15 protein-coding genes are annotated in these 14,428 nt (G+C 70.6%); 5 read left to right on the top strand and 10 right to left on the bottom strand.

All coding sequences use genetic code 11. The features are described from left to right. Positions 1-88: 88 nt before the first annotated feature. Genes JOE55_RS01195 through JOE55_RS01175 form a run of 5 tightly spaced genes read left to right on the top strand, consistent with a single transcriptional unit; the run spans position 89 to position 4,145 of the window. A complete protein-coding gene (locus JOE55_RS01195) occupies positions 89-1,693 on the top strand; it encodes an AI-2E family transporter (protein ID WP_239546360.1) in 1,605 nt (534 codons plus the stop codon). Positions 1,694-1,721: 28 nt separating this feature from the next. Continuing rightward, a complete protein-coding gene (locus JOE55_RS01190; protein ID WP_204781756.1) occupies positions 1,722-2,384 on the top strand; it encodes a biotin transporter BioY in 663 nt (220 codons plus the stop codon). Next, on the top strand, positions 2,381-3,139 hold the full coding sequence (locus JOE55_RS01185) for an ATP-binding cassette domain-containing protein (RefSeq protein ID WP_204781755.1): 759 nt from the start codon (positions 2,381-2,383) through the stop codon (positions 3,137-3,139). The genes JOE55_RS01190 and JOE55_RS01185 overlap by 4 nt, the downstream gene beginning before the upstream one ends. Then, positions 3,136-3,807 (top strand): CbiQ family ECF transporter T component, encoded by a 672-nt coding sequence (locus JOE55_RS01180; protein ID WP_204781754.1) that lies wholly within the window; start codon positions 3,136-3,138, stop codon positions 3,805-3,807. Before JOE55_RS01185 ends, JOE55_RS01180 begins: the two co-directional genes overlap by 4 nt. Further along, a complete protein-coding gene (locus JOE55_RS01175) occupies positions 3,804-4,145 on the top strand; it encodes a muconolactone Delta-isomerase (RefSeq protein WP_006213167.1) in 342 nt (113 codons plus the stop codon). Before JOE55_RS01180 ends, JOE55_RS01175 begins: the two co-directional genes overlap by 4 nt. Before the next feature lie 124 nt (positions 4,146-4,269). Here the strand turns inward: JOE55_RS01175 and JOE55_RS01170 are convergent, their stop codons facing one another. From JOE55_RS01170 to JOE55_RS01125, 10 genes are all read right to left on the bottom strand, one after another. Then, complete coding sequence (locus JOE55_RS01170; RefSeq protein WP_006213168.1) at positions 4,270-4,620, bottom strand: metal-sulfur cluster assembly factor; 351 nt, start codon at positions 4,618-4,620, stop codon at positions 4,270-4,272. Positions 4,621-4,648: 28 nt separating this feature from the next. Then, positions 4,649-5,410 (bottom strand): Fe-S cluster assembly ATPase SufC, encoded by a 762-nt coding sequence (sufC, locus tag JOE55_RS01165; RefSeq protein WP_006213169.1) that lies wholly within the window; start codon positions 5,408-5,410, stop codon positions 4,649-4,651. A 64-nt stretch (positions 5,411-5,474) separates the two neighbouring features. Further along, positions 5,475-6,704 (bottom strand): Fe-S cluster assembly protein SufD, encoded by a 1,230-nt coding sequence (gene sufD, locus JOE55_RS01160; protein ID WP_420870997.1) that lies wholly within the window; start codon positions 6,702-6,704, stop codon positions 5,475-5,477. Between the two features lie 97 nt (positions 6,705-6,801). Continuing rightward, entirely contained in the window at positions 6,802-8,253 is a 1,452-nt protein-coding gene (gene sufB / locus JOE55_RS01155) for a Fe-S cluster assembly protein SufB (RefSeq protein ID WP_024290442.1), read from the bottom strand. A 79-nt stretch (positions 8,254-8,332) separates the two neighbouring features. Then, the gene (locus JOE55_RS01150) at positions 8,333-9,070 is read right to left on the bottom strand and encodes a helix-turn-helix transcriptional regulator (protein ID WP_204781753.1); all 738 of its coding nucleotides are present in this window, start codon (positions 9,068-9,070) and stop codon (positions 8,333-8,335) included. 236 nt (positions 9,071-9,306) lie between these two features. Further along, entirely contained in the window at positions 9,307-10,374 is a 1,068-nt protein-coding gene (locus tag JOE55_RS01145) for a COX15/CtaA family protein (protein WP_006213173.1), read from the bottom strand. A 121-nt stretch (positions 10,375-10,495) separates the two neighbouring features. Then, positions 10,496-11,302 carry an ABC transporter permease gene (locus JOE55_RS01140; protein WP_239546358.1) on the bottom strand — a complete coding sequence of 269 codons (807 nt, stop codon included), beginning with the start codon at positions 11,300-11,302 and terminating at the stop codon, positions 10,496-10,498. Further along, positions 11,299-12,306, bottom strand: a complete 1,008-nt coding sequence (locus tag JOE55_RS01135) for an ATP-binding cassette domain-containing protein (protein ID WP_204781752.1) — start codon at positions 12,304-12,306, stop codon at positions 11,299-11,301. Before JOE55_RS01135 ends, JOE55_RS01140 begins: the two co-directional genes overlap by 4 nt. After that, entirely contained in the window at positions 12,303-13,202 is a 900-nt protein-coding gene (locus JOE55_RS01130) for a dihydrodipicolinate synthase family protein (RefSeq protein WP_006213176.1), read from the bottom strand. The genes JOE55_RS01135 and JOE55_RS01130 overlap by 4 nt, the downstream gene beginning before the upstream one ends. 128 nt (positions 13,203-13,330) lie before the next feature. Continuing rightward, entirely contained in the window at positions 13,331-14,323 is a 993-nt protein-coding gene (locus tag JOE55_RS01125) for a heme o synthase (RefSeq protein WP_006213177.1), read from the bottom strand. Positions 14,324-14,428: the final 105 nt, after the last annotated feature.

The following is a 14,428-nucleotide window of genomic DNA, read 5'->3' as shown; positions in this document are numbered from 1 at the left end:
GGGCGCCTCCCCGCGGGCCTAGACTCGACCGGAGGCTGTGCCCCCGCCATGGAGGCGACAGATGAGATCCCGATCGAAGGCGAACCCTATGACCAGTGACCCGACCCCGGCCGGCACCGCGTCCACGGGCGACCCCGATCGCTCGCCCCGGCGCGGAGGGGGGTCGTCCGGCGGCTCGCACATCGCCGCGGCGGAGCCCGTGCTGCACCAGCACTCGGATGCCCCGGGGCCCGCGCAGCCGCCGGAGCAGCTGGATGCCGGCGGCGGCGTCTGGCGCGATGCGATGGGCCGTGCCGCAGGGCGCTCCGCGCAGATCCTGATCCTCGGCGTCCTGGCGGCAGCCCTCGTCTGGGTGATGATCGTCGTCCAGCTGGCGGTCATCGCGGCGCTCGTCGCCCTGATCCTGGCGACCACGGTCGGGCCGCTGGTCAACGCCCTGGTGCGCCGCGGCCTGCCGCGCTGGGCCGGTTCCGCGATCGTGTTCGTGGCGCTGATCGTGGTGGTCTCGGGCATCGTCGCCGCGGTCGCCGCCACGGTCACGGCCGAATGGGACACGCTGTCCCAGCAGTTCGCCCAGGGGGTCGATGACATCGAGGGCGTGCTCACGGACCCCTCCGTGCCGATCGACTCCCAGATGCTCTCCGACCTGACGTCCTCCGCCGGGTCCATGCTCTCGTCGCAGGCGGTCGTCTCGACTCTGTTCTCGAGCTTCGGAACCGCCGGCAGCGTCCTCACGGGCACGATCCTCTCGCTGGTCATGCTGTTCTTCTTCCTGAAGGACGGCCCCCGGATGTGGAACTTCCTGCTGCGTTGGTTCCACGGCGGGGTCCGCGCCCGCATGGCCGAGACAGGTGATCGCACGGCCGAGGTCCTGGGCGGATACGTCCGGGGCATCGTCATCGTGGCCACCGTCGACGCCACCCTGATCGGTCTCGGACTGTGGGCGATCGGCGTCCCGCTGGCGCTGCCGCTGGCGGTGCTGTGCTTCCTGTCCGCCTTCATCCCGATCGTGGGCCCGTTCTTCTCGGGCTTCTTCGCGGCCATCGTGGCGCTGGTGACGCTGGGGCTCCCCTCGGCGCTGGCGGTCGCGGCGCTGACCATCATCGTCAACAACGTCGACGGCAACCTCCTCCAGCCCCTGATCGTGGGCAAGTCCCTGAGCCTGCACCCGCTGATCGTGCTCACGGCGCTGACGATCGGCGGGCTGGTCGGCGGGATTGTGGGCACCATCCTGGCCACGCCCCTGACCGCGGTGGCCTGGTCGGTGATCCAGATCTGGTCGGATCGCTACCAGTCGGGAGATGACCCCGTGCTGGGGGCGGACCCGGTGGACCCGGCGACGTCGGCGGCGCGTCGGGCCTCGCTGGCCGAGCGCTGGCGCTATCAGGCCATGCGGCTGCAGCCTGCCCGCCATGCCTCCCGTGGCGCGACCGCGACCGATGCCGCCACCGGTCAGCTGCTGCCGGCCGCGCATCCGCCGACCCAACCGCTGCGGGATCCCGTGGCCGGGTGGCCTGTGCACCAGCCCGACGGCGGCACACCCCGGGCCGAGCCGCGCTCCGAGCAGATCGGCGATCTCGGTCGTCCCGCGCCGTGGGACGAGACCGCAGGCCCGGGCGGCCGGTCGAGCAGCGGTCCCGACGAGGGCGAGACCGCGGACTCTCTCCACGACCGGCGCCCTGCTGCCGATTGATATTTGAATTCTCCCCTATCCTTGTGCCATGCCTTCATCATCGTCAGCATCCTCCCGTCCTCAGGATTCCGCCGACTCCGCACAGACCGCTCCTGCCGCCGCACGGAAGCATTCCGCCTCCGGCCGCAGCGCGGGCACGGATCTTGGCCTGATCGCCGTCTTCGCGGCCTTCGTGGCCGTGTGCGCCGTCCTGCCCGCGATCCCCGTGGGCCCCCTGGCCGTGCCGATCACGCTGCAGACGCTGGCCGTGTACCTCACCGGACTGGTCCTGGGCGGGCGCCGCGGCTTCCTGGCCGTCGCGCTCTATGTGGTGGTGGGTCTCGTCGGGCTGCCGATCTTCTCCGGCTTCCGCGGCGGGCCGGCGGTCCTGGCCGGGCCCTCGGCCGGCTACATCATCGCGTTCCCGATCGCCGCCGCCTGCGTAGGGTTCTTGGCCTACGCCGTCCTGCGCCGCGGCGTCTCACGAGGGCGTGTGCTCCTCGGGCTGATCAGCGCTGCGCTGCTCGGCGGCTTCCTGATCACCCGCGTCTTCGGCATCCCCGGAATGATGCTCAACGGCGGACTCACCCTGCGCGATGCCTTCCTGGCAGATCTGCTCTACTGGCCCGGCGATCTGCTCAAGCTCGTGCTGGCGGCGATGATCGCCGCCGCCGTGCACCGCGCCTTCCCCCGGCTGGCCGCACGGTCGTGAGCGGCGGGCAGCACCGCGGAATCGAGCTGCGCGAGATCGTCGTCGAGGTCCCCGGCCCGCCGAGCAGCAGCGAGCCCGTTCGCCTGCTCGGGCCGCTGAGCGTCGAGCTGCACGAGCGCCGGATCGCGGTGATCGGGCTCAACGGCTCCGGCAAGTCCACGCTGCTGCGCGTGCTCAACGGCCTGGCCGAGGTCACCTCGGGTTCGGCCCGCGTCCACGGGACGGACGCGGTGCACGACGTCCGCGCGGCCCGTCGCGCCGTCGGGTTCCTGTTCTCGGATCCTTCCGCCCAGCTGCTGATGCCTACGGCCCAGGAGGACGTCGAGCTCTCCCTCCGGGTCGCGGGCGAGCCCTCCGGACGACGGGCCGAGATCGCCGGGCGCCTGCTCGAGGAGGCGGGCCTGTCCCGGCAGCGCCATCAGTCGATCCACGATCTCTCCGGCGGTGAGCGCCAGCTCGTGGCTCTGACGGCGGTGCTGGCCGTGCAGCCCAGGGTGCTGGCCCTCGATGAGCCCACCACGCTGCTGGACCTGCGCCACCGCGATGCCCTGCTCGAGCGCCTCGACGCCCTGCCCCAGCAGCAGATCATCTCCACGCACGACCTGGAGCTGGCGGCCACGGCCCAGCGGGCGCTGCTCATCCACGACGGCCTCCTGCTGGATGACGGCCCCGCCGAGGAGGTCATCGACCGCTACCGGCGCTGCTGCCGCGAGGGCTTCCCCACCGCTCCGCCGGGCCCCGGGACCGCTCCGTGAGCCGTTCGCGCCGCGAGCTCTTCGGCTTCCACCGCCCGGCCGACACCCCGGTCCACCGCGCCCCGCTGGCGCTCAAGGCCTCCGGCGTGGCGGTGATCTCGGTGCTGCTGATGCTGCCCTTCCCATGGCTGCTGCGACGGCTCGGCATCGAGGCGCCCGAGACCTCCTGGGCGGTGCCCGCCGGGTGCCTGCTGCTGGTCCTGCTCGCGGCAGCCGCCGCACGCATAGGTCCGCGCGACTGGTGGCACAGTCTCCGTCCCGCCTCGTGGATCCTGGGTCTGCTGGCGGCCTATCACCTGCTGCTGCGCCGCGATCCCGCCATGGCCGCCGAGGTGCTGCTCACGGTCGTGACCGCGCTGCTGGCCACCCGGGTCCTGCTGGAGACCACGCCCCTGCCCGAGCTGCTCGACGGGCTCGTGCGGCTGCTGTCCCCGCTGCGGCTGATGGGGGCGGATCCGGAGCGGATCGGGCTGGCGATCCAGGTCATGCTGCGCTCGATCCCGTTCCTGACCGGCGTGCTCGACGACCTCCGCGATGCCGCCGCCGCGCGCGGTACCCGGCTCGGCCCCGTCGGGCTCGCCGCTCCCCTGGTGATCTCCGCCGTGGCCCACGGGCAGCGCACCGGCGAGGCACTGGCTGCCCGCGGACTGGACTCGCCTCGGCCGTGACCCGTCCCACGGTCGTTAGAGTGGCCGTGAACCAGCACCCGAGATCAGGAGAGTCGATCGTGAAGTTCCTCTGCCGCATGCAGATCCAGTTCCCCGAGTCCATGTCCGCCGAGGAGGTGGCCCAGAAGCAGGCCCAGGAGAAGGAGTACTCCCAGGGGCTGCAGGAGGCCGGTGAGTTGGAGGCCATCTACCGCGTGGTCGGGCAGTACGCCAACGTGTCGATCTTCGAGGTCGAGTCCAACCAGCGACTGCACGAGATCCTCTCGGGCTTCCCCATGTACCCGTACATGACGATCGAGACCACTCCCCTGTGCCAGCACCCGAACTCGATCCGCTGATCGAGCGCTGACGCGGGGCCGTCGGGCCCGCGCAGCCCCGATGGGGCCCGCACACACGACGGCAGCGCCCGGTCGCGCAGCTGATCAGCTGCGCGACCGGGCGCCGTCGTGCGCCGCAGGCGGGTCAGATGTTGAAGCCCAGGGCCCGCATCTGGTCGCGGCCGTCCTCGGTGATGCGCTCCATGCCCCACGGCGGCATCCAGACCCAGTTGACGTGCCACTCGTCGACGAGCGGGCCGAGGTTCTGCTCGACCTGCTCCTCGATGACGTCCTGCAGCGGGCAGGCCGCCGTGGTCAGCGTCATGTCGAGCTTGAGGGCCCCGTCCTCCATGTAGGAGGCGCCGTAGAGCAGGCCCAGATCGACGATGTTCACGCCGAGCTCGGGATCGATGACGTTCTTCAGCGCGTCCTCGACCTCGGAGATCTGCGGCGCGCCCGCGGGGACCTGGCCCGCGTCGGCGGTCGTTTCGGTCATGGTGTCCTCCTCGTCCGGGTTCAGCCGGTCACTTGGCGGCCGCGACGTACTTGTCGTAGCCCTCGGCCTCGAGCTGCTCGGCCAGCTCCGGACCTCCCTGCTCCACCACGCGGCCGTCGGCGAAGACGTGCACGTGATCGGGAGCGATGTAGCGCAGGATGCGGGTGTAGTGGGTGATGAGCATGACGCCCATGCCGTTGGCGGCCTTGGCGCGGTTCACGCCCTCGGACACGACCTTGAGGGCATCGATGTCCAGGCCGGAGTCGGTCTCGTCCAGCAGCGCCATCTTGGGCTTGAGCAGCTCGAGCTGCATGATCTCCATGCGCTTCTTCTCGCCGCCGGAGAAGCCCTCGTTCACGTTGCGCTGGATCATCTGCGGATCCATCTTCAGCTGAGCGACGGCCTCCTTGACGTCCTTGGTCCAGGTCCGCAGAGCGGGGGCCTCGCCGTCGACGGCGGTCTTGGCCGAGCGCAGGAAGTTGGAGGTGGTCACGCCCGGGATCTCGACCGGGTACTGCATGGCCAGGAAGAGCCCGGCCCGCGCCCGCTCGTCCACGGACATCTCCAGGACGGACTCGCCGTCCAGCAGGATGTCGCCCGAGTCCACGCGGAACTTGGGGTGGCCCGCGATGGTCGAGGCCAGCGTGGACTTGCCGGAGCCGTTGGGCCCCATGATCGCGTGGACCTCATCCGAGTTGATGGTGAGGTTCACGCCCTTGAGGATCTGCTTGCTGTTCTCGTCGTCGAGCAGGACCGATGCGTGCAGGTCCTTGATCTCCAGAGTGCTCAAAAGTCTCTCCTGAAATGGTGAAGGTGTGGGTGCCGTGATCGGCAGGTGCTTCGGTGGCGGGGCCTCAGGCGCCGCGCTCGACGTTGGCCAGCTCGGCCTCGACGATCTCGCGCAGGCGCTCCTCGATGCTCTCGTCCTCGATCTGCTGCAGGATCTCGAAGAGGAAGCCGCGCACCACCAGGGCGCGGGCATCGCGCTCGCTGATGCCTCGCGACATGAGGTAGTAGAGGTGCTCCGCATCCAGCTGGCCCGTGGTGGAGGCGTGGCCGGCACCGGCGATCACTCCGGTCTCGATCTCCAAGTTGGGGATCGAGTCCATCCGGGGCCCGTCGTTGAGGATCAGGTTCCGGTTGAGCTCGTAGGTGTCGGTGGCCTCGGCGGCCGGGCGGATCAGGACGTCGCCGACCCACACCCCGTGGGCGCCCTCGCCCTGCAGCGCGGACTTGTAGGTCACGCGCGAGCGGCAGTTGGGCTGCGAGTGGTCCACGAACAGCCGCGACTCGAGGTGCTGGCCGTCGTCCACGAAGGTCAGCCCGTACATCTCGACGTCGGCACCCGGGGCGCGGAAGCGCACCGACGGAGTCACTCGCACGGTGTCCCCGCCCAGGGAGACGACCACGTGCTTGAAGCGCGAGTCGCGGCCGAGCGAGACGTGCTGCGCCGAGGCGTGCACGGTGCCCTCGTCCTCCCACTCCTGCAGGGAGACCACGGTGATGTTCGCCGAATCGGCGATCGAGAACTCGACGTTCTGCGAGACCACGGCCGAGCCGTGGTGGCGCAGCACGATGCGCGCCTTCGAGAACTGCTCGGCGACCACGACCAGGTGGGAGGCGGCCGGATCGGGGCTGGTGCCCTCGATCTCGATCATCACGGTGCCGTCGATCTCGGCCTCGGCCGGGACCGTCACCACGGTGGCCTCCTGGACGGCGGCCCAGGCGCTGGCCGAGAGGCGGTCCTCGGGGATGCCGGCCGAGCCCACGCGGGCGTCGTCGCGGCCCACGGTCTCGACGCGCACGCGATCGGAGCCGGACACGGTCACCGCCGGGGCGGGCCCCGTCAGCTCATCCGTGTGCAGTCCCTTGAGGCGCTTGAGCGGGGTGAACCGGAAGTCCTCCTCGCGCCCGGTCAGCTCCGGGAAGTCCGCGAGGTCGTAGGACGCCTGCCGATCGGCGCGCGAGGTGCCGGCGATCTTGGTGCCCTTGACCTTGCCGTCCTCCTGCGAGGCGGAGACCCCCATGGCCTCCTCCTCGGACTCGACCATGGCGGTGGCGAGCTTCTCGCCCTCCTGGGTCATCCCGGGGATGGCGATGCGCGCCTCATCGGTGCGCACGCCGTCGACCACATCCTCCTCGGGGGTGGTGGTGCCGGGTGCTGCGGCGGTGTTGGGCTTATCAGCCAACGGATCCCTCCATCTGCAGTTCGATCAGGCGGTTGAGCTCGAGCGCGTACTCCATGGGCAGCTCGCGGGCGATCGGCTCCACGAAGCCGCGCACGATCATGGCCATGGCCTCGTCCTCCGGCAGGCCGCGCTGCATGAGGTAGAACAGCTGCTCCTCGGACACGCGCGAGACTGTGGCCTCGTGGCCCATGGAGACGTCGTCCTCGCGGATGTCGACGTACGGGTACGTGTCCGAGCGCGAGACGGTGTCCACAAGCAGGGCGTCGCAGACCACGTTCGACTTGGCGTGGTGGGCGCCCTCGCGGACCTGGACCAGGCCGCGGTAGGCGGAGCGGCCGCCGTTGCGGGCCACCGACTTGGACACGATCGACGACGACGTGTGCGGGGCGACGTGCACCATCTTGGAGCCGGTGTCCTGGTGCTGGCCCTCGCCGGCGAAGGCGATCGAGAGGGTCTCGCCGCGGGCGTGCTCGCCGGTCATGTAGACCGCCGGGTACTTCTGGGTGACCTTGGAGCCGATGTTGCCGTCGACCCACTCCATGGAGGCGCCCTCGTGGGCGATGGCGCGCTTGGTCACCAGGTTGTACACGTTGTTCGACCAGTTCTGGATGGTCGTGTAGCGCACGCGGGCGTTCTTCTTGACGATGATCTCGACGTTGGCCGAGTGCAGCGAGTCCGTCTTGTAGATCGGCGCGGTGCAGCCCTCGATGTAGTGGACGTAGGAGTCCTCATCCGCGATGATCAGCGTCCGCTCGAACTGGCCCATGTTCTCCGTGTTGATGCGGAAGTAGGCCTGCAACGGGATGTCCACGTGGACGCCCTTGGGCACGTAGACGAACGACCCGCCGGACCACACGGCCGTGTTCAGCGCGGCGAACTTGTTGTCGCCCACCGGGATGACCGTGCCGAAGTACTCCTCGAAGAACTCCGGGTGCTCGCGCAGCGCGGTGTCGGTGTCCATGAAGATGACGCCCTGGGCCTCCAGGTCCTCGCGGATCTGGTGGTAGACGACCTCGGACTCGTACTGCGCGGCCACGCCGGCCACCAGGCGGGAGCGCTCGGCCTCGGGGATGCCCAGCTTCTCGTAGGTGTCGCGGATCTCCTCGGGCAGCTCCTCCCAGGAGCCGGCCTGCTGCTCGGAGGCGCGCACGAAGTACTTGATGTTGTCGAAGTCGATGCCCGACAGGTCCGCGCCCCAGGTGGGCATGGGCTTGCGCTGGAAGAACTTCAGGGCCTTCAGGCGCAGGTTCAGCATCCACTCGGGCTCGTTCTTGCGCGCCGAGATGTCGCGCACGACGTCCTCGTCGATGCCGCGGCGCGCGGAGGCTCCCGCGACGTCCTTGTCGGCCCAGCCGTACTCGTACGTCCCGATGCCCTCGAGCTCGGGGTTCTTCTCCAGGATGTCGGAGATGGTGGTGTCGTTGGCTTGTGTCACATCTGTCACGACGGCCTCCTCTGGTGGTCTGCTGCCGATCCGGGCTCTGCCCGGTCGACCGCGGTGGTTCGGATGGTGAGGGAAAGTCTCAGGTGCGCTCGGCGCTGCGTGGTGGATCCTCGTCCCGGCCCTCGAGGGGCACATGCGTGTTGCACACGTGCGCCCCGGAGGCCAGCGTGGACAGCCGACGGATGTCGACGCCCAGCAGGGAGCCGATCATCCTCGTCTCCGCCTCGCAGAACTCGGGGTGGTCCTCTGCCAGCTCGAGCAGGGGGCAGTGCCCCTGGCACAGCTGCAGGGAGGCCATTCCGCGGCGCGGGGAGCCGACCTGCACCACGGTGGAGCTGGCGGCGTAGCCGTCGGCGGCCATCTGGCGCACGAGGGCGTCCAGACGATCGGCGACGTCCTCCCCTGCAGCCTCGACGGCCGGGCGGTACCGGTTCTCGATGCGGTGCTGGTGACGCTGCACGAAGCCTCGCAGGGCCTCTTCTCCCCCGAGCTCGCGCAGGGTGCGCAGGGCGTCGTGGGCGACCTCGAGGTAGTCGTTGCCCAGGCGCTCGTGGCCCTCGGGGGCCACCACGTAGCGACGGGCGGGGCGACCCGCACCTGCTCCGGGGCGGCGCACCAGGGTGACCTCGATGAACCGATCCCGCTCCAGGGCGTCCAGGTGACGGCGCACTGCAGCGGCCGTGAGGCCCATCTGCGCTGCGATCTCGCTGGCGGAGACGGGTCCGGATTCCAGGACGGCGTTGAGGATCCGGGATCGGGTGGTGGACTCGGCGGCGTCCTCGGTGCTGCGCGCGCTCCTGACTTCCGTCTGGACCATGCTCGTACCGCCTCTCGCCGTCTCGGGGGTCCGTGATCCGGACCCTGTCCAATACACAACTCAAGTATGTCCAAATCCATTCCACGTTCCTAGCAAGGTCACCCTCAGAAAGACCGGGATGTGATGAGAACCTCATCCTTCGACTCGATCAGGCGCAGAACGCACAAGGGCCGCTGGATTCCGCAGCGACGGATTCCAGCGGCCCCTCCCGAACCGGTGCGGGCTTCGATGCGCCCTCAGACGGTGACGGGCCCGTCGCGGCGCTCGGCCTCCGTCAGCACGGGAGCCTCGGAGGTGACGTGGAAGCCCTTCTCCACCGCCATGGACACGACGGCCACGAACAGGGCCGAGCCGATGAGGTGCAGCGCGACCACCAGGATCGGCAGGCCGTTGAAGAACTGGTAGAAGCCGATCAGCGCCTGCATGATCACGACGAGTCCCACGAGCTGCAGCGACCGGCGCACCGCCATGGGCCAGGTTCGGCGGCCGACGAGCAGTCCGATCAGCACCAGCGCGACGACGGCGTAGGCGGGCAGAGCGTGCAGCCGGGCGATCACCAGGGCGTCGAAGGTGTGCCGCACGACATCGCCGGCGTCGCCGCCGTGGGGACCCGTGCCGGTGACCAGCGTGCCCAGGTAGATGCTCAGCGCCGCGAACACGGCCAGTGCGATGAGCAGCCCGCGGATCGGGCCGCGCTGCTGCGGCGACTGTCCGGCCAGCTCCGCCTGCGCCACGTGCTCCAGGCTCAGCCGCCGGGTCCGATTCACGAGCATCGCGGCCATGGCGATCATGGCGGAGGAGATCATGAAGTGGATGCCCACGATCCACGGATTCAGACCGGTCAGCACCGTGACGCCGCCGACCACAGCCTGAACGGGGATGCCGAGACCGAGCAGCAGGGTCAGCACGAACAGCGACGCGTGACGGCGGGCCATGCGCACGACGGCCAGGAAGGCCAGCACGGCGACGATCATGAGCACGCCCGTCAGAGTGCGGTTGCCGAACTCGATGAACCCGTGGATGCCCATCTCCGAGGTGTTGGTCCAGGACTCGTCGGTGCACCGGGGCCAGGTGGGGCAGCCGAGGCCGGAGCCGGTGAGCCGGACCAGGCCGCCGGTGAGGATCAGCAGCATGTTGGCCGCCAGGGAGGCCCAGGCCGTGAAGCGGACCCATCCGTCGACCTCGCCGCGGAGGAAGAAGCCGATCGGAGCTCGATCGCTGCGCGGCTCGGGTCCAGGCCCCGGAGCCTCCCGCGGGTCGTCGCCGAGGTCCGAGGCGGTCGGGGCCGAGGAAGGGGTGCTCACGTGCTCACGTCCAGGATCTGAAAGGGGGGTCAGTGCTTGCGCGACCGGAGCGCCGGGCGCCCGACAAGTCTAGTCCCGCACCCTGTGCACGCGGACCGGAGCCGGCGGCCCGTGCGCAGTCTCAGCTCCAGCGGAACAGACGGACGGTCGCCGCCCAGCTGAGCAGGCCCCATACGGCCAGGACCGCCAGATGCAGCACCAGGGGGCCGTGGCCGGTGCCGACCAGCACGATGCGCAGCGACTCCCCCAGCGCAGCCGATGGCAGCAGCGAAGCCGCCCAGCCGAGCACAGCCGGAAGGGCTGCGGCCGGGCCCAGGGTTCCGCCGGCTGCCGCCAGCAGGACCCACAGCAGATTGACGACGGCCAGCGTGGCTTCAGCGCGCAGCGTGCCGGCCACGAGCAGGCCCAGCCCGGTGAACACCGCGGCGCCCACCCCGAGGATCAGCAGCATGGCCAGCACCGACAGCGGCTCGGGCCGCCAGCCCAGGGCCAGACCGATCCCGCAGATCAGCACCGTCTGCACGGCCAGCACCGCCAGGATGGCGCCGAGCTTGCCGGCGATGAGCCCGAACCGGCCCAGGGGCGTGGTGGACAGCTGCCGCAGCACGCCGTAGCGGCGGTCGAAGCCGGTCTGGATGCCTTGGCCGGAGAACGCGTTCGAGATCACCGACAGCGCCAGGACCCCGGGCACGGCCAGGTCGATCCTCTCGGCACCGGCCGGCAGCGCCCCGTCGAGCAGATCCATCCAGGCCAGGGCGAACAGGGCCATGACCGGGAGGATGATCAGCAGCAGCAGCTGCTCGCCGTTGCGCAGCATGGTGCGCGTCTCGTAAGCGGCCTGGGCGGCGACGCGCCGGCCAGCAGGGGCCGGCCGCGACGGGGCCGGGTCCTCGGAAGCAGTACGGGACAGGATGGTCCTCTCGGTCATCGGATCTGCCTCCCCGACAGCTCCAGGAAGACGTCCTCCAGCGAGCGGGGCTGGAGGCTCAGGGACAGGGGCAGCTCGCCGGTGGCCGCGAGCCACTGGCTCAGCTCGGCCAGCTCCTGCGGGCGCGTCGCACCGCTGATCACGATCCGGGCTCCCTCCGCGCTGACCTGCAGGTCCGGGCGCTGCACGAGCTCAGGGGGATGCTGCGCCCAGCGCTGCAGCTGGGCGGCGGTGAGCTCCACGCGCAGGGCTCCGGAGCGGCCGTCGCCGTCGATCAGCTCCTGCACAGAGCCGCAGGCGCGGACCTGGCCCTCATCCACGATGACCACCTGGTCGGCCAGGCGCTGGGCATCGTCGAGCAGGTGCGTGGTGAGGATGACGGCGGTGCCGTCGCCGCGCAGCTCGTCGATCAGGTCGAAGACCACCGCGCGCGACTGGGGATCGAGGCCGGCCGAGGGCTCGTCGAGGAAGACGATCTCCGGCCTTCCGGCCAGCGCTGCGGCCAGCGACACGCGCTGGCGCTGGCCGCCGGAGAGCCGCCGGATGGGGGTTCCGGCGAAGGAGCCGATGCCCAGGCGCGCCTGGAGCTCGTGCTGCGGGACCGGGTCCTGGTACATCGCGCTGATGTGGCGCAGGTACTCCCCTGCCCTGACCGACTGCGGCAGGCCGCCGTCCTGCAGCATCACGCCGGCGCGGGCGCGCAGCTCCGGTCGGGCGCCCCAGGGCTGCTCGCCCAGCAGCCGGACGGTCCCGGAGGTGGGCCGCCGAAGGCCCTGGGCGCACTCGAGCGTGGTCGTCTTGCCCGCCCCGTTGGGCCCCAGCAGCGCGGTGACCTCGCCGTGGCGGGCCGTGAGGCTCAGGCCGTCCACGGCCCGGAGCCTCGAGCGCGGCGCAGGCGTGTCCGCGCCCGTGTCGGGGTCGCGGCTCCCCCGGCGTCGCCGGCTGGGCGCACGGCGCTGCGGGAACGCCATCACCAGGTCCTCGATCTCGAGCGCGGCCGTCACTGCTGCATCTCCGCGCGCAGATCGCGGACGGCCGAGCGGATGCGCTCGCGGCTGGGCGTGCCCACCGGGTGCAGGGGCCGCCTCGGCGGGGCGGTGCGCATGCCGCAGATGTCATTGAGGGCGTAGAGCGAGCTCAGCGGCCGCTCCCAGCGCAGCACCTCGATCAGCGGGGAGAACGCCCGGCGCCAGCGATCCACGAGCTCGACGTCCCTGGCCGCAGCGGCGGCGCGGAACGCGACCCACTCCCGGGGCAGTGCGGCGGCGAAGCCGGTGTGCCAGGCGATCGAGGCATCGGCCGAGTTCAGGATCAGCGAGGTCCCGGCGATCCCGAAGCTCGTCCCGGGCTCGGCCAGCTCCAGGAAGAGGTGGCGACGGTTCTGCAGGGCGCGCTCGGAGTCGACCGTGTCCTTGAACGCCACGACGTTGCCCAGATCGCTCAGCTCGGCGGCCAGGTCCACGGGGTAGACGAAGCCGGTGGTCGAGGGGTTGTTGTCCAGGCACAGCGGCAGCGCGACCGACGAGGCCACGGTCTCGACCTGATCCGCGATCTCGGGCGAGCGCAGGGCCACATAGGACAGCGGGTTCAGCACCAGGCCGTCCGCTCCGGCACTCTCCGCGTCCCACGCCAGCTCCAGGACGTCCTGGGTCGTCATGGCGGAGACTCCGGCTCCCACGGGGATCCCGGAGCCCGCGGCAGCCTGGACGGCCGTGCGCACCACGGTGGCGCGCTCCTCGGAGCTCAGATAGGCGAAGGAGCCGGCCGTGCCGAGCACGCAGATCGAGTCCACGCCCGAGCCGACCAGGACCTCGACCTGGCGGGCGAGCTCAGGCAGGTCCACGGCACCGGCGGTCGTGAACGGTGTGACCGGATAGGCGATCAGCCCGGAGAAGTCCATCCTGAGCGTGCTCTCGATTCTGGAGGGAGTGATGGGGCCGCGACCCGTGCGGGTCCGGGGAACGGGGACTCAGCGCGAACCGGCTGGTCGGCGGGCGCGAGGGTCGCCGTGCGTCAGCTGCGCGACGTTCAGAGGATCGGTCCGCCGAGGAACGGATCCAGCGCCACGGCCACGAACACGAGGCTCAGATAGGTGATCGAGCCGTGGAAGACCTTCATGGCCTGTGTGGAGGTGGGCTCAGCCTGGCCGGCCAGCCCCAGCAGCCGGTGGCACTGCAGCAGGAACCAGGCTCCGGCGGCCAGCGTGACCACGGCGTAGACCCAGCCGGCGCCGCCGACCGGGACGAGCAGCAGCGAGCAGATGACGGTGGCCCAGGCGTAGAGCACGACCTGGCTGGCCACGCGCCCATCCGAGGCGATCGCCCCGAGCATGGGGATCCCGGCGCGGGCGTAGTCGTCCGAGTACTTCATCGACAGCGGCCAGTAGTGGGGCGGGGTCCACAGGAAGATCACCGCGAACAGCACGACGGCCGGCCACTCGACGGTCCCCGTCACCGCGGCCCAGGCGATCAGCACCGGCATGCAGCCGGCGATCCCGCCCCAGACGATGTTCTGGCTGGTCCGCCGCTTGAGGATGATCGAGTAGAACACCGCGTAGAGGAAGATCGCCGCGGCCGTCAGCACGCCCGACAGGACGTTGACCGCCAGGGCGAACAGCAGCACTGAGGCCACCGAGAGGACCCAGCCCAGGACCAGGGCCTCCCAGTCGTTGACCACGCGAGTGACCAGCGGGCGCTTGGAGGTGCGCTTCATCAGCCGGTCGGACTCGCGGTCGATGTAGGAGTTGAACGCGCCCGCGGCACCTGCGGAGAGCGTGCCGCCCACAAGGGTGACCAGGATCAGCCAGATGCTCGGGAAGCCGCCGTTGCCGTGGTAGTGGTGGGCGAAGATCATGGTCGGCACCGTGGCCACGAGCAGCAGCTCGACGATGCGCAGCTTCATCAGCTGCAGGTACGCCCGCACGCGCTGACCAGGTGTGGTCCGCCCGCTCTCCCGACGCGCATCCGACGGATCCTGGGGACCGGTCGGTGCTGCATGCCTGGAGACCTGCGCTGAACTCACGTGAACTGACTCCCTGGAACGGTGACGGGGTCGACGACTCGGAAACGGACTCCCCGTCGTCCAGGCCGACCCGGGCCCGGAAGGAGTGTGCGCGGCGCCTGGCGG

Origin of the sequence: Kocuria palustris (genome assembly GCF_016907795.1) — a bacterium.
Lineage (GTDB): Bacteria > Actinomycetota > Actinomycetes > Actinomycetales > Micrococcaceae > Kocuria > Kocuria palustris.
Note: the sequence above shows the minus strand (reverse complement) of the source record. Positions and strands in the feature narration are given on the sequence as shown.

What these genes read in the sequence shown, in the direction of transcription:
- JOE55_RS01195 (WP_239546360.1), top strand. Translation starts at nt 89, where the DNA reads ATGACCAGTGACCCGACCCCGGCCGGCACCGCGTCCACGGGCGACCCC.
- JOE55_RS01190 (WP_204781756.1), top strand. Translation starts at nt 1,722, where the DNA reads ATGCCTTCATCATCGTCAGCATCCTCCCGTCCTCAGGATTCCGCCGAC.
- JOE55_RS01170 (WP_006213168.1), bottom strand. Translation starts at nt 4,620, where the DNA reads ATGACCGAAACGACCGCCGACGCGGGCCAGGTCCCCGCGGGCGCGCCG.
- sufD (WP_420870997.1), bottom strand. Translation starts at nt 6,704, where the DNA reads ATGACCCAGGAGGGCGAGAAGCTCGCCACCGCCATGGTCGAGTCCGAG.
- JOE55_RS01150 (WP_204781753.1), bottom strand. Translation starts at nt 9,070, where the DNA reads ATGGTCCAGACGGAAGTCAGGAGCGCGCGCAGCACCGAGGACGCCGCC.
- JOE55_RS01140 (WP_239546358.1), bottom strand. Translation starts at nt 11,302, where the DNA reads ATGACCGAGAGGACCATCCTGTCCCGTACTGCTTCCGAGGACCCGGCC.
- JOE55_RS01130 (WP_006213176.1), bottom strand. Translation starts at nt 13,202, where the DNA reads ATGGACTTCTCCGGGCTGATCGCCTATCCGGTCACACCGTTCACGACC.